The organism is Streptomyces sp. CNT372 (genome assembly GCF_000377145.1).
Map to the genome: position 1 here is coordinate 122077 of NZ_KB897783.1, position 19935 is coordinate 142011.

The window sequence follows — 19935 nt, forward strand, 5'->3', positions numbered from 1 at the left end:
CCTACCGCCCCCGCAGCGCCCGGTAGCGGGCGGCCAGGGCCGCGGTGGAGCTGTCCAGGTCCTCGCCGCCCCTCCCCTCGGTGAGCACGGGCTCGATGCGCTTGGCGAGGACCTTGCCCAGCTCGACGCCCCACTGGTCGAAGGAGTCGATGTTCCAGACCGCGCCCTGGACGAACACCTTGTGCTCGTACAGCGCGACGAGCTGGCCCAGCACCGAGGGGGTCAGTTCGTCGGCGAGGATCGTGGTCGTCGGGTGGTTCCCGCGGAAGGTCTTGTGCGGGACCAGCTCCTCGGGCACGCCCTCGGCCCGGACCTCCTCGGGGGTCTTGCCGAAGGCCAGGGCCTGGGTCTGGGCGAAGAAGTTGGCCATCAGCAGATCGTGCTGGGGCACCAGAGCGTCGAGCAGTCCGGGCACGGGCCGGGCGAAGCCGATGAAGTCGGCCGGGATCAGCTTGGTGCCCTGGTGGATCAACTGGTAGTACGCGTGCTGCCCGTTGGTGCCCGGGGTACCCCAGACCACGGGCCCGGTCTGCCAGTCGACGGGGTTGCCCTCGCGGTCCACGGACTTGCCGTTGGACTCCATGTCGAGCTGCTGGAGGTAGGCGGTGAACTTCGACAGATAGTGCGAGTAGGGCAGGACGGCGTGCGACTGTGCGTCGTGGAAGTCGCCGTACCAGATGCCCAGCAGGCCCAACAGGAGCGGGGCGTTGGCCTGAGGCGGGGCGGTGCGGAAGTGCTCGTCGACGAGGTGGAAACCGTCGAGCATCTCGCGGAAGCGGTCCGGGCCGATGGCGATCATCAGGGAGAGACCGATGGCGGAGTCGTAGGAGTACCGGCCGCCGACCCAGTCCCAGAACTCGAACATGTTGGTGGTGTCGATGCCGAACTCCTCGACCTTCCCGGCGTTGGTCGAGAGGGCCACGAAGTGCTTGGCCACGGCCTCCTGGCCGGCTCCGAGCCCGGCAAGCAGCCAGTCGCGGGCCGAGGTGGCGTTGGTGATCGTCTCGATGGTGGTGAAGGTCTTCGAGGCGACGATGAACAGGGTCTCGGCGGGGTCCAGTCCGTGCACGGCCTCGTGCAGGTCCGCGCCGTCGACGTTGGAGACGAAACGGACCGTCAGATCCCGCTGGGTGTAGCCGCGCAGCACCTCGAAGGCCATGGCGGGGCCCAGGTCGGAGCCGCCGATGCCGATGTTGACGATGTTGCGGACGGGCCGGCCGGTGTGACCGGTCCACTCGCCGGAGCGGACGCGGTCGGCGAAGCGGGCCATCTTGTCGAGCACCGCGTGGACGGCCGGGACCACGTTCTCGCCGTCGACCTCGATCACCGCGTCGCGCGGGGCGCGCAGGGCGGTGTGCAGGACGGCACGGTTCTCGGTGATGTTGATCTTCTGGCCGCTGAACATGGCGTCGCGCAGCCCGGCCACGCCTGTGGCGTCGGCGAGTTGACGCAGCAGGGAGAGTGTCTCGTCGGTGACGAGGTGCTTGGAGTAGTCGATGTACAGATCGCCGACCTGGAGGGTGTACCCGCTGCCGCGGTCCGGGTCGGCGGCGAACAGCTCGCGCAGGCCGGTGCCGTCGAGCTGCTCGCGGTGCTTGGCGAGAGCGGCCCATTCGGGGGTCCGGTTGAGCCTCGGCCTCGTAGGACGTTCTGCGTTCATCTCGGACATCAGCCCACTTCTTCTCGTACGTGCGTGCATGCCCCGCTGCGCCTCCAACCTAATTGATCAGGGCGGCGGGGGCCGACAACCACGGGGCGGTACGGCCGAGATGAGCCCGGCCGGACGGCCGGGAGGGCCCGGTGCCGTGCGGCGGGGAGGGCCCGGTGCCGGACGGCGGGGAGGGCCCGGAAACGCAGAAGTCCGGCCGTCACCCTTCGGTGTCCGGCCGGACGTCGTCAGATCTCGCCCCGCAGTTTGGCGAGCGCCTCCGCGAGGATCGCCTCGCCGTCCGCGTCGCTGCGCCGCTCGCGCACATAGGCGAGGTGGGTCTTGTAGGGCTCGGTGCGCGGCGGGTCCGGCGGGTTGTCCCGGTCCTGACCGGCCGGGAACCCGCAGCGCGGGCAGTCCCAGGTGTCGGGGACCTGAGCGTCACTGGCGAAGCTCGGCTGCGTCTCGTGCCCGTTCGAGCACCAGAAGGAGATGCGCAGGCGCGGTGCGGACTCGCCCCGCTCCGCCTCGCCCATCGGCCCCGCTCCGACCCGGCTTCCCCGGATCGCGTTGCCACTTGCCACGGTCGTAACTCCCTGCGTGATGGTGCTGCACAGCGTCTCACAGCGCTGCGCCGCGAGTGCCCCAGTCTACGTAAGGCCCAACCGTCGTCCAGTGATTGGAGTGACCCGGCGGTCCGGAAGCCGTCGGAGTGGCGCGAGCGGGATGCCTCCTAGCTGTCCAGCTTCATCAGCAGACCGAGCACGACAATGCACGCGAACCAGAGCAGACCGACCACGACGGTGATGCGGTCGAGGTTGCGCTCGGCGACCGAGGAACCGCCGACGGAGGACTGCATCCCGCCACCGAACATGTCGGAGAGGCCGCCGCCCTTCCCCTTGTGCATCAGCACCAGCAGCATCAGCAGCAGACTGAAGACGATCAGGGCGATCGAGAACCCCATAACCACGGCTGGACCAACTTCCTCGGACTGATCGGTACGGAAAAGAAGCACGGAAAGAACTGCGGGGGCGGGCCCGGGTGAGCCCGGCCCCCGCAAGGGTACGCCGGATCGGCGCTACGGCATACTCGCCGGTCGCGCCGCCCGGCGGTTCACCGGCGGCTCACTGGTCGCGGAACCGGACGATCTTCACGAACTCCTCCGCGTCCAGCGCCGCGCCGCCGACCAGGGCGCCGTCCACATCGGGCTGGGCCATGATCGCGGCCACGTTCCCGGCCTTGACCGAGCCGCCGTACTGGATGCGGACCTTGCCGGCCAGCTCCGGCGAGTACAGCTCGGCGAGCCGCCCGCGGATCGCCCCGCAGACCTCCTGGGCGTCCTCTGGGGTCGCCACCTCGCCCGTGCCGATGGCCCACACGGGCTCGTAGGCGATCACGACCGACTCGGCCTGCTCGGCCGGGACGTCCTTGAGGCCGCCGTCGACCTGGGCGAGGGTGTACGCGACCTGCTCGCCCGCCTTGCGGACGTCCAGGCCCTCGCCGACGCAGAGGATCGGGGTGAGGCCGTGCCGGTAGGCGGCCTTGACCTTGGCGTTGCAGACCTCGTCGGTCTCGTCGTGGTACTGGCGGCGCTCGGAGTGGCCCACGGTGACGTAGGAGCACTTCAGCTTGGCCAGCATCGGGCCGGAGATCTCGCCGGTGTAGGCGCCCGAGTCGTGCGCCGACAGGTCCTGGGCGCCGTACTTGATCTTCAGCTTGTCGCCGTCGACCAGGGTCTGCACGGAGCGCAGGTCGGTGAAGGGCGGCAGTACGGCGACCTCGACGGCCTCGTAGTCCTTGTCCGCGAGGGCGAAGGCGAGCTTCTGGACGTGGGCGATGGCCTCCAGGTGGTTGAGGTTCATCTTCCAGTTGCCCGCCATCAGCGGGGTACGGCCCTGAGCGGGTGCTTCAGTCACTTTGGTTCAGTCCTCCAGTGCGGCGAGCCCGGGAAGCGTCTTGCCCTCGAGGTATTCGAGGCTCGCGCCGCCGCCGGTCGAAATATGGCCGAATGCATTCTCGTCGAAGCCCAGGATCCGCACGGCGGCGGCGGAGTCCCCGCCGCCCACCACGGAGAAGGCCGGGGAGTCGACGAGCGCCTGGGCCACGGCCTTGGTGCCCTCGGCGTAGTCGGGGTGCTCGAAGACGCCCATGGGCCCGTTCCAGAAGACGGTGGCCGCGTCGGCGAGCTTCGCTGCGTACAGCTTGCGGGTCTCGGGGCCGATGTCCAGCCCCTCCTGGTCGGCCGGGATCGCGTCCGCGGCGACCGTGGTGGGGTTCGCCGGGGCCTTGGTCTTCAGGTCCGGGAACCCGGGGGCGACCAGCACGTCCACGGGGAGCACGAACTCCACACCCCGCTGCTCGGCGCGCTTGAGGTACTCCTGGACCGCCGGGATCTGGTCCTCCTGGAGGAGCGAGGCGCCGACCTCGTGGCCCTGGGCCTTGAGGAAGGTGTACGCCATGCCGCCGCCGATCAGGATGCGGTCGGCCTTCTCCAGCAGGTGGTCGATCACGCCGAGCTTGTCGGAGACCTTGGCGCCGCCGAGGACGACCGCGTAGGGGCGCTCGACGTTCTCGGTGAGGCGCTTGAGGACGGAGACCTCGTTCGCGATGAGGTAGCCGGCGGCGTGCGGCAGGCGGGCGGGAAGGTCGAAGACGGAGGCGTGCCTGCGGTGCACGGCGCCGAAGCCGTCGCCGACGTAGAGGTCCGCGAGGGCGGCGAGGCGGTCCGCGAAGGCGCCGCGCTCGGCGTCGTCCTTGGCGGTCTCGCCGGGGTTGAAGCGCAGGTTCTCCAGGACGGCGACCTGGCCGTCCGCGAGGCCGGCCACGGCCCGCTGCGCCGACTCGCCGACCGTGTCGGTGGCGAACGCGACCTCGGCGCCGAGCAGTTCACCGAGGCGGGCGGCGGCCGGGGCGAGCGAGAAGGCCGGGTCCGGGGCGCCCTTGGGGCGGCCGAGGTGGGAGGCGACGACGACCCGGGCGCCGGCCTCGGCGAGCTTCGCGACGGTCGGCAGGACGGCGCGGATACGGCCGTCGTCGGTGATCGTGGTGCCGTCCAGCGGCACGTTCAGGTCGGCGCGGACGAAGACGCGCTTGCCGGCGACCCCGTCGGCCAGCAACTCGTCGATGGTCTTCATGTGGTTACGGCTCCTCGAAACTGCACGGTCGAACGGCACGGAGAAGGGCCCGGGCGGCGCGGCGTTGCGCTGCCCGAGCCCTGACTCTCACATCTGGGTGCTCTCGCTGCGGATCAGGTCAGACCCGTATATCAGAGCTGCTCGCCGACGAAGACGGTGAGGTCCACCAGACGGTTGGAGTAGCCCCACTCGTTGTCGTACCAGCCGAGGATCTTCACCGAGTTGCCCTCCTGGACCATGGTCAGGGAGGCGTCGAAGGTGCAGGAGGCCGGGTCGCCGGTGATGTCCGAGGAGACGATCTGGTCCTCGGTGTAGAACAGGACGCCCTTGAGGTCGCCGTCGTCGGCGGCCTTCTTGAACGCGGCGTTGACCTCGTCCTTGGTGACCTCGCGCTGGAGGGTGACGACCAGGTCGGTGGCGGAGCCGGTGGGGACCGGGACGCGCATCGCGATGCCGTCGAGCTTGCCCTTGAGCTGGGGCAGGACCAGGGCGGTGGCCTTGGCGGCACCGGTCGTGGTCGGGATGATGTTCTCGGCGGCGGCGCGGGCGCGGCGCAGGTCCTTGTGCGGGAAGTCCAGGATGCGCTGGTCGTTGGTGTAGGCGTGGACCGTCGTCATCAGGCCCTTGACGATGCCGAAGTTCTCGTCGAGGACCTTGGCCATCGGCGCCACGCAGTTGGTGGTGCAGGAGGCGTTGGAGATGATGTTGTGCGCCGCCGGGTCGTACTTGTCGTGGTTGACGCCCATCACGATGGTGATGTCCTCGTCCTTGGCCGGGGCCGAGATGAGGACCTTCTTCGCGCCGCCGGCGAGGTGCTTCTCCGCGTCCGCCTTGCTCGTGAAGATGCCGGTCGACTCGATGACGATGTCGACGCCCAGCTCGCCCCACGGGATGTCGGCGGGGTTGCGCTCGGACAGGACCTTGATGGTGTGGCCGTCGACGGTGATGGTGTCGGCGGTGTGGGACACCTCGGCCTTGAGACGGCCCAGGATGGTGTCGTACTTCAGCAGGTGAGCGGTGGTCGCGGTGTCACCCAGGTCGTTGACAGCCACGATCTCGATGTCAGCACCCTGCTCCAGCAGCGCGCGGAAGTAGTTACGACCGATGCGGCCAAAGCCGTTGATGCCTACGCGGATCGTCACGAACCGATCTCCTCGTCAGGTACGCCGGCCGTTGCCAGCCGGCGAGTTTTATAGGGATGTCCCCGACCGCCTCCGACCCTACCGCTCCGAGGGCCGCGTGGTGACATCGAGAGGCGTACGTATGCCGCGGCCCGCACCTTACCGGCCAGTAATCGCCCGGACCGTCCGAAACCGCTCGCATGAGCGGGCCCTCGCACACAAGACCGCCGGTGCCCGAACTGGGCACCGGCGGTGGTGAGTTGGGGTTCTTGCGGGAGTCCTGGCGTGAATTCGCTCGTCCTCGCGTGGCCGTGCTCGCCCGTGCTCGTCCGTGCGGACGGCGGGACCGGCGGGCGCGGGATCAGCCGACGAGGCCCTCCGCCATCTCCTCGGAGAGATTGGACTCGGTGCCGGGGATGCCCAGATCCTGGGCGCGCTTGTCCGCCATCGCCAGCAAGCGCCGGATACGGCCGGCGACCGCGTCCTTGGTCAGCGGCGGGTCGGCGAGGGCGCCCAGCTCCTCTAGGGACGCCTGCTTGTGCTCCATGCGCAGCCGGCCGGCCGCGGCGAGGTGCTCCGGCACCTCCTCGCCGAGGATCTCCAGGGCGCGCTGCACCCGGGCACCGGCGGCCACCGCCGCGCGGGCGGAGCGGCGCAGGTTGGCGTCGTCGAAGTTGGCCAGCCGGTTCGCGGTGGCCCGGACCTCGCGCCGCATCCGGCGCTCCTCCCAGGCGAGCACCGACTCGTGCGCGCCGAGCCGCGTCAGCAGCGCGCCGATCGCGTCACCGTCACGGACGACGACCCGGTCCACCCCGCGCACCTCGCGCGCCTTGGCGGCGATGGAGAGCCGCCGGGCGGCGCCCACCAGGGCGAGAGCGGCCTCCGGGCCGGGGCAGGTGACCTCCAGGGAGGAGGAGCGGCCGGGCTCGGTCAGCGAGCCGTGCGCGAGGAACGCGCCCCGCCAGGCCGCTTCGGCGTCGCAGGTGGCGCCGGAGACGACCTGCGGGGGCAGCCCCCGGATCGGCCGGCCGCGGCCGTCCACCAGACCGGTCTGCCGGGCGAGCTGGTCGCCGCCGGCGACCACCCGCACCACGAAGCGCGAGCCCCGGCGCAGCCCGCCGGGAGCCATCACCATCAGCTCGGAGCTGTGACCGAAGATCTCCAGGATGTCCCGCTTGAGGCGGCGGGCGGCGATGCCCGTGTCCAGCTCCGCCTCGATCACGATGCGGCCGCTGACCAGGTGCAGACCGCCGGCGAACCGCAGGATCGCCGAGACCTCGGCCTTTCTGCAGCAGGTCCGGGTGACGGGGAGCCGGGAGATCTCGTCCTTCACCGCTGCCGTCATCGCCATGGGCCGATCCTTCCATGCATCCGGAAAATACGGTCGTACGCGGCGGCCAACAGCTCCGGATCATGCTTCGGAGCGCCATCGGGAGAGGCCACCGGAGCCAGCTCGACCGCGGCGGACAGCCGCTTCGCGGCATCGTCGAGCGCCCCTCGGTCGGGCACTGCGGCCTCGTCGGCCAGCACCACGTCCAGGGCGAGTTTAGGGGCGTGTCGTGCCAAAACCTCCACATGACGCTGCGGGGAGAAGCCGGAGGTTTCGCCGGGCTGGGGCGCGAGGTTGAGGGAGAGGACCCGCCGCGCCCTGGTCTCCACCAGGGCATCCAGCAGTTCCGGCACCAGCAGGTGGGGGATGACCGAGGAGAACCAGGAACCCGGGCCCAGAACCACCCAGTCGGCGTCAAGGACGGCCTCCACGGCCTCCGGGACGGCGGGCGGGTTGTGCGGCACCAGATGGACCGACTGCACCTCCCCCGGGGTCAGCGCCACGGTCGCCTGCCCGCGGACCGTGTCCACCTCGCCGGGGCGCTCGGGGTCGTGGCCGCGCACCAGCGCCTGGAGCTCCAGGGGCACGGCGGACATCGGCAGCACCCTGCCGTGCGCGCCCAGCAGCTTGCCGACCAGGTCGAGGGCGCGCACCGGGTCCCCGCCGAGCTGCTCCCACAGGGCCACGATCAGCAGATTGCCGACCGCGTGGCCGTGCAGGTCGCCCTGGGTGCGGAAGCGGTGCTGGATGACGCGGGCCCAGGTCTGCCCCCAGTCGTCGTCCCCGCACAGGGCTGCCAGCGCCTTGCGCAGGTCGCCCGGGGGCAGCACGCCCAGCTCCTCGCGGAGCCGGCCGCTGGAGCCGCCGTCGTCGGCGACCGTGACCACGGCGGTCAGGTCGCCGGTGATGCGGCGCAGGGCCGCGAGCGACGCGGAGAGGCCCATGCCGCCGCCGAGGGCGACGACCTTGGGCTGTGCGCCGCGCTTCCGTGCGAGCGGTGTGTGCGCGCTCCGGCGCAGCCGCCGCAGACGGAGGGTGCGTCCGGTCACTCGCGCCCCATGTCCCGGTGGACGACCACCGTCTCGACCCCGGCGGCGGACAGCCGGGCGGCCAGCTTCTCGGCCGTGGCGACCGAACGGTGCTTGCCGCCGGTGCAGCCCACGGCGATGGTCACGTACCGCTTGCCCTCGCGGCGGTAGCCGGCGGCGATCAGCTGGAGCAGCTCCGTGTAGCGGTCCAGGAACTCCTTGGCGCCGGGCTGGTTGTAGACGTAGTTGGACACCTCCTCGTTCAGCCCGGTGAAGGGGCGCAGTTCGGGCACCCAGTGCGGGTTGGGCAGGAAGCGCATGTCGACGACGAGGTCGGCGTCGACCGGGAGGCCGTACTTGAAGCCGAAGGACATCACCGTGGCCCGCAGCTCGGGTTCCTCGTCGCCGGCGAACTGGGCGTCCATCTTGGCGCGCAGTTCGTGGACGTTGAGGCCGGAGGTGTCGATGACGAGGTCGGCGTCGCCCCGCAGTTCGCGCAGCAGGTCCCGCTCGGCGGCGATGCCGTCGGTGATGCGGCCGTCGCCCTGGAGGGGGTGCGGGCGGCGCACCGACTCGAAGCGGCGCACCAGGGCGTCGTCCGAGGACTCCAGGAAGACGATCCGGCGGGTGACCTGCTTGGCGTCGAGGTCGGCGAGGGACTCGCGGAGGTTGTCGAAGAACCGCCGTCCGCGCACGTCGACCACGACCGCGATGCGGGCCACATTGCCCTGGGAGCGGGCGCCCAGCTCCACCATGGTCGGGATCAGCGCGGGCGGCAGGTTGTCCACGACGAACCAGCCGAGGTCCTCCAGGCACTTGGCCGCCGTGCTGCGACCCGCTCCGGACATCCCGGAGATGATCACCAGCTCGGGGATGGCCGCGTCCGCGGCGGCCTCGGGCTCGGGCTCGGCCGTGTTGCCCGTACTCACGTCTGCTGCTCCGTCTCCGTCGTGCTCGGTCATGTCGTGGGGCCCCCGTCGTTCTCTTCCATGATCTCTCCTGTGGCGGTGTTCACGGCGGGTCCGGCCGGAACCGCCCCGGCCAGGGCCACGACGACGGACTCGGCCGTCTTGCGCCCCATGCCCGGGACCTCGCAGATCTGCTCGATTGTCGCCTGCCGCAGCCGCTTCACCGAGCCGAAATGCTTGATCAGCGCCTGTTTGCGGGTCTCGCCGAGGCCGGGGACCGCGTCCAGGGGGCTGGTGCGGATGCGTTTGGTCCGCTTTGAGCGCTGGTAGCGGATGGCGAAGTCGTGCGCGGTGTCACGGACCCGTTGCAGCAGGTAGAGGCCCTCGCTGGTGCGGGGCATCACCACCGGGTCGTCCTCGCCGGGCAGCCAGACCTCCTCCAGGCGCTTGGCGAGGCCGCAGACGGCGACGTCGTCGATGCCCAGTTCGTCGAGGGCACGGCGGGCGGCGGCCACCTGGGGCTGTCCGCCGTCGACGACGACGAGCTGCGGCGGGTAGGCGAACTTCCGGGGGCGGCCGTCGTCCTCGGCGGGGACGCCGGCGCTCGGCGCCTCCTCCGCCGGGTCGTCCTCGCCGATCCACTCCCCCGTGCGGTCCTTCTCCGCGAGGTAGCGGCGGAAGCGGCGGGTGACCACCTCGTGCATCGAGCGGACGTCGTCCTGGCCCTCGCCGTGCCAGAGCCGGGTGTCCCCGGCCCGGCCCTTGATCTGGAAGCGGCGGTACTCGCTCCTGCGGGGCAGGCCGTCCTCGAAGACGACCATGGAGGCGACCACGTCGTCCCCCTGGAAGTGGGAGATGTCGAAGCACTCGATGCGCAGCGGCGCGGAGTCCAGGCCGAGGGCCTCGGCGATCTCCTCCAGGGCGCGGGAGCGGGTGGTGAGGTCGCTGGCGCGCTTGGTCTTGTGCAGCGCGAGGGCCTGCTGGGCGTTGCGCCCGACGGTCTCCATCAGCGCCTTCTTGTCGCCCCGCTGCGGGACGCGGAGGGAGACGTTCGAGCCGCGCCGGCCGGTGAGCCACTCGGTGACGGCCATCTGGTCCTCCGGGAGGGCGGGGACCAGGACCTCCTTGGGCACCGCGTCGCCGGTCTCCTCGCCGTAGAGCTGCTGGAGGGCGTGCTCGACCAGGCCGGCGGTGTCGACGTTCTCCACCTTGTCGGTGACCCAGCCGCGCTGGCCGCGGACCCGGCCGCCGCGGACGTGGAAGATCTGGACGGCGGCCTCCAGTTCGTCCTCGGCGAGGGCGATGAGGTCGGCGTCGGTGGCGTCGGCGAGGACGACCGCGTTCTTCTCCAGGGCGCGGCGCAGGGCCTCTATGTCGTCCCGGAGGCGGGCGGCCCGCTCGTACTCCATCTCCTCGGCGGCCTCGGTCATCAGCCGCTCCAGGCGGCGCAGATAGGCGCCGGTGCGGCCGGCCATGAAGTCGCAGAACTCCTCGGCGAGTTCGCGGTGCTCCTCGGGGGTGACCCGGCCGACGCAGGGGGCCGAGCACTTGCCGATGTACCCCAGCAGGCAGGGCCGGCCCTTCTGGACGTGGTTGCGGAACACGCCCGCGGAGCAGGTGCGGACCGGGAAGACGCGCAGCATCAGGTCGACCGTCTCGCGGATGGCCCACGCGTGGCCGTACGGGCCGAAGTAGCGCACGCCCTTGCGCTTGGCACCGCGCATCACCTGGACGCGGGGGAACTCCTCGTTGAGGGTGACCGCGAGGTAGGGATAGCTCTTGTCGTCGCGGTACTTGACGTTGAAGCGGGGGTCGAACTCCTTGATCCAGGAGTACTCCAGCTGGAGCGCCTCGACCTCGGTGGAGACGACCGTCCACTCGACGGAGGCGGCGGTGGTGACCATGGTGCGGGTGCGCGGGTGGAGGCCGGCCAGGTCCTGGAAGTAGTTGGCCAGCCGCTGGCGCAGGCTCTTGGCCTTGCCGACGTAGATCACCCGGCGGTGCTCGTCACGGAACCTGTAGACCCCCGGCGAGTCGGGGATCTGTCCCGGCTTGGGGCGGTAGCTGGAGGGGTCTGCCATGCCGACCACCCTACTGGCGGGCACGGACAGCGCGGGGCCCGTCACGGCAGGGACATGACCAGCGAGTTCGGCCGGTGCGGACGGGGTTGGCGGCACCGGGCGGGGTCGGGACGGGGTTACGCCTCCGGGCCCGCGACGAGCCGGCCGCCCTCGGCGCGGATCGGGACGGCGGGCAGGGGCACGGTGGCCGGGCCCTTGAGCGCCTTGCCGGTGGTGACGTCGAAGCGGCTGCCGTGGCAGGGGCAGTTGCCCTCGGTGCCCTCCACCTTGTCGAGCACACAGCCGGCGTGGGTGCACTGCGCGCTGAACGCCGTGTACTCGCCCTCGGCCGGGCAGTGCACGAGGAGGCGCTGCTCGCGGTAGAGCCGGGTGCCGCCGACCGGGACCGCGTCGGCGGCGCCCAGGTCGACCGGCGCGGTGGGGGTGGGCACCTGGGCGTGGCCGACCTTGGACTCCGTGGAGCAGGCGGCGGCGCCGAGGCCGGCCGCCCCGGCGAGGGCGGCGCCCTTCAGGACGGTGCGGCGGGCGGTCGGCTGGCCGGGCATGGGGACTCCACAGGTCGTCGCGCCGGGCCGCGTGGAACGCGGCCCAGGTGGTACGGCCCCGACGATACCGGCGCAGACCGGACCCCTCGGGACCGGGTCGGCCGTCCCTGCCGGGGGCCGCTCGCGGGGGGCGTCGCGGCAGGGCCGGTCCCGGCCCGGTCCGCGCCGGGCGGCGGGTCGGGGGCGGGCCGCCGTGGCGGGTCGGGGGCGGGTCGGCAGGGGTGCGGACACACCCCTGCGAGGGGACCGGCCGCGGGCCGGGGCCCGGCTGTCCACGTCACCGTGCGCGCGGCCCGGCCGGAGCGCGGAAGCGGCCGGGCGCGCGCACGGCCCGGTCCGCAGGAGCACCCGGCGCGGTTGCGGGCCCGGGGCGCACGTCGTCCGGCCGGGTGGGCCCGGCCGCGGGGCGGGGCCGGGGGTGGGCCCGGCCCCGCCCAGCGTCAGGCCTTGCCCCGGCGCGGGGTGCGCGCCGCCGTCGTCGACTTCCTGGTGCCGGTGGCGGCCTTCGCCGCCCCCTTCGCCCCGCCCGCGGCCGTCTTGCGCGCCCGGCCACCCCGCGCGGGCACGGGTGCCGCCGCCGCGTCGCTGATGCGGTCCGCGTCCAGGATGTCCCGGAGGAACTTGCCGGTGTGGCTGGCCGGGACGCCCGCGACCTCCTCCGGGGTGCCCTCGGCGATCACCAGGCCGCCGCCGCTGCCGCCCTCGGGACCCATGTCCACGACCCAGTCCGCCGTCTTGATCACATCGAGGTTGTGCTCGATGACGATCACCGTGTTGCCCTTGTCGACCAGCCCCGAGAGGACCGTGATCAGCTTGCTGATGTCCTCGAAGTGGAGACCGGTCGTCGGCTCGTCCAGGACGTAGACCGTGCGGCCGGTGGATCGCTTCTGGAGCTCCGAGGCGAGCTTCACGCGCTGCGCCTCGCCGCCGGAGAGCGTCGGGGCGGGCTGCCCGAGGCGGACGTACCCGAGGCCGACCTCGTTGAGGGTGCGCAGATGGCGGGAGATCGTCGGCACCGCCTCGAAGAAGTCGAGCGCCTCCTCGATCGGCATGTCCAGCACCTCGGCGATGGACTTGCCCTTGTAGTGCACCTCCAGCGTCTCGCGGTTGTAGCGCGCCCCGTGGCAGACCTCGCAGGGGACGTACACGTCCGGCAGGAAGTTCATCTCGATCTTGATGGTGCCGTCGCCCGAGCAGTTCTCGCAGCGGCCGCCCTTGACGTTGAAGGAGAAGCGCCCCGGCAGATAGCCGCGGACCTTCGCCTCCATGGTCTCCGCGAAGAGCTTGCGGACGTTGTCGAAGACACCCGTGTACGTGGCCGGGTTGGACCGCGGGGTGCGGCCGATGGGCGACTGGTCGACGTGGACGACCTTGTCGACCAGGTCGTCCCCGTCGACCCGGGTGTGGCGCCCGGGCACCGACTTCGCGCCGTTCAGCTCGCGGGCGAGGTGGGTGTAGAGGATGTCGTTGACCAGGGTCGACTTGCCCGAACCGGAGACCCCGGTGACGGCGGTGAGGACGCCGAGCGGGAAGGAGACGTCGATGTCCCGGAGGTTGTTCTCCCGGGCGCCGTGGACGGTGAGGCGGCGCGAGGGGTCGACGGGCCGGCGCAGCTCCGGGGTGGGGATGGACCGCTTCCCCGCCAGGTACTGGCCGGTCATCGAGTCCTTGTTGCGCAGCAGCTCCTTCAAGGTCCCCGAGTGGACGACCTTGCCGCCGTGCTCGCCCGCGCCGGGGCCGATGTCGACGACCCAGTCCGCGACCTTGATGGTGTCCTCGTCGTGCTCGACGACGATCAGGGTGTTGCCCATGTCGCGCAGCCGGACCAGCGTCTCGATGAGCCGGTGGTTGTCGCGCTGGTGCAGGCCGATGGAGGGCTCGTCCAGCACGTAGAGCACGCCGACCAGGCCGGAGCCGATCTGGGTGGCGAGCCGGATGCGCTGGGCCTCGCCGCCGGAGAGGGTGCCCGCGGCGCGGTTGAGGGAGAGGTAGTCCAGGCCGACGTCGACCAGGAAGCGCAGCCGTTCGTTGACCTCCTTGAGGACCCGCTCGGCGATCTTCTTGTCGCGGGCGTTCAGCCGGAGGCGGCCGAGGAAGTCGGCGCAGTCGCTGATCGACATCGCGGAGACCTCGGCGATGGACTTCTCCATCACGGTGACCGCGAGCACGATCGGCTTGAGGCGGGTGCCCTCGCAGGTGGGGCAGGGCACCTCGCGCATGTACCCCTCGAAGCGCTCGCGGCTGGAGTCGCTCTCGGCCTCGGAGTGCCGCCGCTTGACGAACTGCACGGCGCCCTCGAAGGCGGGGGTGGTGTAGGCGCGCTCGCGGCCGTAGCGGTTGCGGTAGCGGACCTCGACCTGGGTCTTGTGGCCGTGCAGCAGGGCCTTCCTGGCGCGGGCGGGCAGCCCGGCCCACGGGATGTCGGTGCGGAAGCCGAGGGCCTGGGAGAGCCCGCCGATCAGGCGCCCGAAGTACTCCTTGGTGTGGCCGTGCGACCAGGGGTGGATCGCGCCCTCGTCGAGGGACTTGTCCTCGTCCGGGACGATCAGCTCGGGGTCGACCTCCATACGGGTGCCGATGCCGGTGCAGTCCGGGCAGGCGCCGAAGGGCGAGTTGAACGAGAAGGAACGGGGCTCCAGCTCCTCGAACGACAGGTCGTCGTACGGGCAGTAGAGGTGCTCCGAGTACATCCGCTCGCGCTCGGGGTCGTCCTCGGGGAGGTCGACGAAGTCGAGGACGACCATGCCGCCGGAGAGCCCGAGGGCGGTCTCCACCGAGTCGGTCAGCCGGCGCTTGGCGCTCTCCTTGACGGTGAGGCGGTCCACGACCACCTCGATGGTGTGCTTCTCCTGCTTCTTCAGCACGGGCGGCTCGGCGAGCTGGACGGTCTGCCCGTCGACCCGGGCCCGGCTGTACCCCTTGGTCTGGAGGTCCGAGAAGAGGTCGACGAACTCGCCCTTGCGCTCGCGCACCAGCGGCGAGAGGACCTGGAAGCGGCTGCCCTCGGGCAGCGCCAGCACCTTGTCCACGATCGCCTGCGGCGACTGGCGGGAGATGGGCCGGCCGCACTCGGGGCAGTGCGGCTTGCCGATCCGGGCGAAGAGGAGCCGGAGGTAGTCGTAGACCTCGGTGATGGTGCCGACCGTGGAGCGGGGGTTCCGCGAGGTCGACTTCTGGTCGATCGAGACGGCCGGGGAGAGGCCCTCGATGAAGTCGACGTCCGGCTTGTCCATCTGGCCGAGGAACTGCCGGGCGTAGGAGGAGAGCGACTCGACGTAGCGGCGCTGCCCCTCGGCGAAGATCGTGTCGAAAGCGAGGGACGACTTGCCCGACCCGGACAGCCCGGTGAAGACGATGAGGGAGTCGCGCGGGAGGTCGAGCGAGACGTTCTTCAGGTTGTGCTCGCGCGCGCCACGCACGATGAGACGGTCGGCCACGCCGGTCCGCACCTTTCTTGAGAGAAGCGGAGGCACAGCCCCCGTCCCGGACTGCTGTCGGAACGCGGGGGCCGCCAGGAAGCTGCATGCCTGACTTTCAAGGATGCCTCCATCGAGCCTATAGCACGCACATTCGATTTACGGACGCTCCGCACCCGCTTCACCCGATCGTGTGGCGCGGCTATCGTCAGGCGCATGATCGACCATGTGCATGACCTGGCCTCTGTACGTGAGGCGACCGACCGGCTGCTGAACGCAGCCGCCCGTATCGACAACGCGGGGGCGGCCGCGCCGTCACGCCTCCCCGGCTGGAGCCGGGGCCACGTACTGGCCCATCTCTCACGTAACGCCGACGCCCTCGTGAATGTTCTCCAGGACCGGCCGATGTACGTCAGCGGCGAGGCCCGGGAGGCAGACATCGAGCGCGACGCACCCCGTCCGGTGGCCGCCCAGCTCGACGACCTGGGCGGGAGTGCGGCCCGTTTCGACTCCGTGGCCGCGGCGCAGAACGACTGGGGGCGCACGGTCGAGCTGCGCAACGGGGTCACCGACCGGGCCGCCCGGATCCCGTTCCGCCGGCTCGTCGAGGTCGAGCTCCACCACGTCGACCTGGACGTCGGCTACGAGCTGGAGGACCTCCCGGAGGAGTTCACGGACCGCGAGACGGCGTTCCTCGCGGAGCGCTTCACCGGTCACGCGGACGTGCCGCCGACGCGGATCGTCACCGAGCGCGGGGAGTGGCGGACCGGGGGCACCCAGGGCGGCGAGGTGACCGTCACCGGCTCCCCCGCGGACGTGGTCGGCTGGCTCGCCGGCCGCCGTGACGGGGCGGCCCTGAAGACGGCCGGGGGCCCGCTGCCGGCCCTGCCCCCGCTGTAGCCGGCGAGCCCCCGGCTGCGGCCCCTGCGGGTGCTCGGGCCGCCGCCGGGGGCGGCGATAGGCTGAGACGCATGACATACAGCGGAGCGGTGAGGGTCGGCGGTCCTGCGGATGTGCACGAGCTGGCCGATCTGATGATCTCCAAGGTCGCCGTCGGCCCGATGGACAACAACTCCTATCTGCTCCGCTGCCGGGCCACCGGCGAGCAACTGCTCATCGACGCCGCCGCCGAGCCCGCCACCCTGCTCCGGTTCATCGGCGAGGGCTCGGTCGCCACGGTCGTCACGACCCACCGCCACGCCGACCACTGGGGCGCGCTGGCCGAGGTCGTGGCGGCGACGGGCGCCCGGACCTGCGCCGGACGGTACGACGCCGAGGGCATCCCGGTTGCGACGGACGTCCTGCTGGAGGACGGCGACACGGTCCGGGTGGGCCGGGTGGGGCTGACCGTCCGCCACCTGGTGGGCCACACCCCGGGCTCGGTGGCGCTGGTCTACGACGACCCCCACGGCCACCCGCACGTCTTCACCGGCGACTGCCTGTTCCCCGGCGGGATCGGCAACACCCACAAGGACCCGGTGGCGTTCGTCAGCCTGCTGGACGGCGTGGAGGAGAAGCTGTTCGGGCCGCTGGCCGACGAGACCTGGGTGTACCCCGGGCACGGCAGGGACACCACCCTCGGCGCGGAGCGCCCCCACCTCGCGGAGTGGCGCGCCCGGGGCTGGTAGTCACAGCACATCCCGGGCAGCGGATCGCATCCGTGCGCGCCGGCGTCCGCGAGAACGCCGGCGCAGCCGACTCCCCTCGGCTGTCACGACGATTTCCGGGCGTTTCCGCCCTCGAGTGGCCTGAACGCTGATTCGAGACGGTTCAGGCACAAAACCAGTCACCTTCAGCACTCTCCGCGACGCTGCGCGCACTGTCCGCCTAGATTCGGCCTTGCGCTCGGGCGCTCCTCGGCGCCCCGGGCCGAAGGCCCGTTCACTGAACTCGAAGGGGGAGTCGCATGCCTGACATCGATCTCGGAGTGGCGACGGACTGGGACGAGGGGGACACCCACGGACGCGTGAGGCTCCGGCAGAACCAGGTCTACCCGAACGCGCCCAAGAAGAAGGACGTGCTCATCAGCTCGCCGGTGAGCATCGAGCTCTCGGTGAACACGAACTACTCCACCTCCCAGGAGGCCGACAAGATCTACTTCACGACCCATCACGGCTCGACGAAGAAGATCATCGCGGTGCTCGACTCGGACGGGAACCTGCACATCGCCGGACGCCTGATCACCGAGCAGAAGGACCTCCGCTACTAGGAGGTGCCCGCCCCTCCCCACGGGGCCGACAGGGCCGCACACCCCAGTGAGCCGGCCTGTCTCCCACCCGCACAGCGCATGGGCCCGCGCGACCTGACCCCGGTCGCGCGGGCCCCTGTCGTGTCCGGGAATCCGTTGACCGGCCGTACCCGCAGGGTCACCCCGAGGTACGCCGCCGAGTCGACCACCTGCCCAAGGACCGCGGACCCGAAGTGCTCCGGGGTCTTCCTGCGCGAGGCAGCAGGCCCGCGCTACGTGATGATCGAGGGCACCGCCGCGTCTCACGAGCCTCGACGCCCCAAGAGGCCGTCCGGCGCGTGATCAGCGGAACGCGCGGCCGCCGCCGCGGCCGGGTCACAGGGCGCGCAGGGCACGGTCGGGGGCAGGGGTTGGTACGCGACCGGAGTAAGCGTTTCGCCGGGTGATGGAGTGCGGCCAGATGGGCGAGTGGGCGACGATACGGCGCCCGACCCTGGCTGCGGGGGACTACACAGCAGTCTGCGCCCCGGTTTACGGGACGCCCTTCGCACGCCGTGGTCCGTGTGCGCCGCCCGTACCCGCCCTCCGGGTCGGAGCCGCGCGACGCGGTCCGCATTCTTCGACGTCAGGAACGGTCCTCCATGAAGATCACGACAGTACGGCGCCTGCTCGCCGTGACCGCCCTCGCCTTCGCCACCGTTGCGAGTGCCACCACGCCCGGACAGGCGGAACCCGCCAAGCCCGCCCGCCCTGCCGTCGCGGCCGCGGCCGCCCTGCCCGGCTACCAGGTGATCAACGGCAGGGCGACCGTGGACAACTTCACCCGCGTGTATCTGAGCTGCCCGGCGGGGAAGGTCGTCGCGGGCGGCGGCGGCGAAGCCGAGGGCCCCAACGGTCTGCTCGTCGGCAGCTTCCCCAGCTACGTCAACGGCTCCTACCGGTGGAACATCGTGGCGCGCCAGCAGGACCAGAGCCAGGTGACCGTGACCGGACACATCGTCTGTGTCGACAGCGCCGCCCTGCCCGGCTACCAGATCGTCAACGTACCCTCCGCCAACATCTCCAACGGCGACGCGCGCGAGGTCGCCTGCCCGTCGGGGAAGGTCGTCGTGGGAGGCGGAGCGGAAGCCCGGGGATCCAGTGCGACGCTCCGCTTCAGCGTCCCCATCCCGGCCCAGAAGGTTCCGTACTACTCGTGGACGGCCAGCGGGCGGTCCCTCGCCGAGAACTCGGTCGGCCTGTCGGTCAACGCGATCTGCGCGAACCCTCTTCCCGGATACGAGATCGTCGAAATCCCCGTGGCCCAGACGCCCAACCCCAACCGGCTCACCGTGACCTGCCCCCAGGGCAAGGCCGTCCTCAGCGGAGGACCCGGGGGCTACAACACCGCGGTCGTCAGCGCCAGCCGTCCCGTCGTCGACTCCGCCAACGGCTACCGCTGGGTGACCTCCGTCCGCGAGCCCTCCCAGCCCGCCGCCATCAGCAACGCCGCCGCGGTCTGCGCCAGCATCTGACCCTTCCCCCCTGCCCCCGGACGCGACACGGCCACCTGCGTCCGGGGGCCTCATCCATGCGCGTGGCTGACAGCAGTTGCCGCACTCGACGTTCGACAGCAGCCCGACCGGCCCAGAACAGCCGGCCGTCGCAGTCCACGGCCGCACCCGTTCGAAGCCGAAGCGAGAGCGGTCGACGTCTTGGGGTCGGGCCGGCTCTCGTACGGCCCCGGGCCCTTCAGCCCTCGGTCAGCGCCAGGGCGTCGGCCGGTCCGGTGTCCGCCGGGCCGGTGTCCGCGAGCCGCCGGGCCACCTGCTCCGGGAGGGGCGTGAAGCCCAGCAGCCCCGTGACCAGCCGGGTGGTCAGGGTGTGCCAGGCGCCCGCGTCCCGCAGCATCGGGTGGTCGCCGCCCGGCATCCGCAGCGCGCAGGTCCGCGCGCCCGCCCGGCGGGCCCGGGCGGCGAGCCGCCAAGTCTCCTCCGGATCCGTGATCCGGTCCCGGTCGCCGTGCAGAAGGACGAGGTCCCGGCCCGCGAGGTGGTCCACCGGTTCGCCGTCGGGGCACCAGGGGGCGAGCGCCACGACCCCCCGGACGCCGGGCCGGCCGGCCGCGGCGAGGGCGGCCCGGCCGCCCATGGAGTGCCCGACCAGGACCACCGGGACGGGGCCGGTGGCCGCCGCCAGCTCCGCGAGGGCCCGTTCGGCGTCCCGGGCGGCGTCGGCGCGGGCGCCGTTCCAGCCCCGGTGGCGGTAGCGGACGCGGCCGACCGCGACGCCCTGCCCGGCGGTGGCGCGCAGCAGGGCGGCGGTGAAGGGGCGCATCCGCAGGCCGGGGAGGTTGACGGCGGTCGGCGGCCCGAGGCCGTCGGCCCGGCCGCCGTGCAGGACGAGGACGGCCGCCCGGGGCGCCGGCTCCGCGCGGTCGAGGACAAGGGCGGGCCGCTCGTCGGCGCGGGGCTGCGGTCGGATGGCGATGGCGGTCACGTCCTCGGTGGCGTCCGGTGCCGCCCGGTGGCCCGGGCCGGCGGAAGGTCTGTCCACG

17 protein-coding genes are annotated in these 19935 nt (G+C 71.8%); 4 read left to right on the forward strand and 13 right to left on the reverse strand.

What is annotated here, in order from left to right; all coding sequences use genetic code 11:
* Position 1: 1 nt before the first annotated feature.
* The 12 genes from pgi to uvrA all read right to left on the reverse strand — a co-directional run bounded on the left by pgi (position 2) and on the right by uvrA (position 15232).
* Positions 2–1669: a glucose-6-phosphate isomerase gene (gene pgi, locus C593_RS0117655; protein ID WP_018848633.1), complete on the reverse strand. Its 1668-nt coding sequence runs from the start codon at positions 1667–1669 to the stop codon at positions 2–4.
* A gap of 227 nt (positions 1670–1896) precedes the next feature.
* Positions 1897–2232: an RNA polymerase-binding protein RbpA gene (locus C593_RS0117660; RefSeq protein ID WP_003957010.1), complete on the reverse strand. Its 336-nt coding sequence runs from the start codon at positions 2230–2232 to the stop codon at positions 1897–1899.
* A 149-nt stretch (positions 2233–2381) separates the two neighbouring features.
* Positions 2382–2612: a preprotein translocase subunit SecG gene (secG, locus tag C593_RS0117665; protein ID WP_018848634.1), complete on the reverse strand. Its 231-nt coding sequence runs from the start codon at positions 2610–2612 to the stop codon at positions 2382–2384.
* Positions 2613–2772: 160 nt separating this feature from the next.
* Positions 2773–3528 carry a triose-phosphate isomerase gene (gene tpiA, locus C593_RS0117670; RefSeq protein ID WP_018848635.1) on the reverse strand — a complete coding sequence of 252 codons (756 nt, stop codon included), beginning with the start codon at positions 3526–3528 and terminating at the stop codon, positions 2773–2775.
* 42 nt (positions 3529–3570) lie between these two features.
* Entirely contained in the window at positions 3571–4782 is a 1212-nt protein-coding gene (locus tag C593_RS0117675) for a phosphoglycerate kinase (protein WP_018848636.1), read from the reverse strand.
* Positions 4783–4913: 131 nt separating this feature from the next.
* Positions 4914–5924 carry a type I glyceraldehyde-3-phosphate dehydrogenase gene (gap, locus tag C593_RS0117680; protein ID WP_018848637.1) on the reverse strand — a complete coding sequence of 337 codons (1011 nt, stop codon included), beginning with the start codon at positions 5922–5924 and terminating at the stop codon, positions 4914–4916.
* Positions 5925–6264: 340 nt separating this feature from the next.
* Positions 6265–7254 carry a DNA-binding protein WhiA gene (gene whiA, locus C593_RS0117685; RefSeq protein ID WP_018848638.1) on the reverse strand — a complete coding sequence of 330 codons (990 nt, stop codon included), beginning with the start codon at positions 7252–7254 and terminating at the stop codon, positions 6265–6267.
* On the reverse strand, positions 7245–8282 hold the full coding sequence (locus tag C593_RS0117690; RefSeq protein ID WP_018848639.1) for a uridine diphosphate-N-acetylglucosamine-binding protein YvcK: 1038 nt from the start codon (positions 8280–8282) through the stop codon (positions 7245–7247). The genes whiA and C593_RS0117690 overlap by 10 nt, the downstream gene beginning before the upstream one ends.
* The gene (rapZ, locus tag C593_RS0117695) at positions 8279–9223 is read right to left on the reverse strand and encodes an RNase adapter RapZ (RefSeq protein ID WP_026277798.1); all 945 of its coding nucleotides are present in this window, start codon (positions 9221–9223) and stop codon (positions 8279–8281) included. Before rapZ ends, C593_RS0117690 begins: the two co-directional genes overlap by 4 nt.
* Positions 9220–11250, reverse strand: coding sequence for an excinuclease ABC subunit UvrC (uvrC, locus tag C593_RS0117700; RefSeq protein WP_018848641.1), 2031 nt, complete (start codon positions 11248–11250; stop codon positions 9220–9222). Before uvrC ends, rapZ begins: the two co-directional genes overlap by 4 nt.
* Before the next feature lie 116 nt (positions 11251–11366).
* The gene (locus tag C593_RS0117705; protein WP_018848642.1) at positions 11367–11795 is read right to left on the reverse strand and encodes a Rieske (2Fe-2S) protein; all 429 of its coding nucleotides are present in this window, start codon (positions 11793–11795) and stop codon (positions 11367–11369) included.
* Positions 11796–12235: 440 nt separating this feature from the next.
* On the reverse strand, positions 12236–15232 hold the full coding sequence (uvrA, locus tag C593_RS0117710; RefSeq protein WP_018848643.1) for an excinuclease ABC subunit UvrA: 2997 nt from the start codon (positions 15230–15232) through the stop codon (positions 12236–12238).
* A 195-nt stretch (positions 15233–15427) separates the two neighbouring features.
* On the opposite strand from uvrA, the gene C593_RS0117715 reads away from it, so the two are divergent.
* From C593_RS0117715 to C593_RS31050, 4 genes are all read left to right on the forward strand, one after another.
* A complete protein-coding gene (locus C593_RS0117715; protein WP_018848644.1) occupies positions 15428–16111 on the forward strand; it encodes a maleylpyruvate isomerase family mycothiol-dependent enzyme in 684 nt (227 codons plus the stop codon).
* 71 nt (positions 16112–16182) lie between these two features.
* Positions 16183–16839, forward strand: a complete 657-nt coding sequence (locus C593_RS0117720; RefSeq protein ID WP_026277799.1) for an MBL fold metallo-hydrolase — start codon at positions 16183–16185, stop codon at positions 16837–16839.
* Positions 16840–17117: 278 nt separating this feature from the next.
* Entirely contained in the window at positions 17118–17420 is a 303-nt protein-coding gene (locus C593_RS0117725) for a DUF6342 family protein (RefSeq protein ID WP_018848646.1), read from the forward strand.
* Between the two features lie 620 nt (positions 17421–18040).
* Positions 18041–18913, forward strand: a complete 873-nt coding sequence (locus C593_RS31050) for a hypothetical protein (RefSeq protein WP_018848647.1) — start codon at positions 18041–18043, stop codon at positions 18911–18913.
* Positions 18914–19130: 217 nt separating this feature from the next.
* Here C593_RS31050 and C593_RS0117735 read toward each other — a convergent pair whose 3' ends face one another.
* Positions 19131–19934: an alpha/beta fold hydrolase gene (locus C593_RS0117735; protein WP_018848648.1), complete on the reverse strand. Its 804-nt coding sequence runs from the start codon at positions 19932–19934 to the stop codon at positions 19131–19133.
* Position 19935 lies beyond the last annotated feature (1 nt).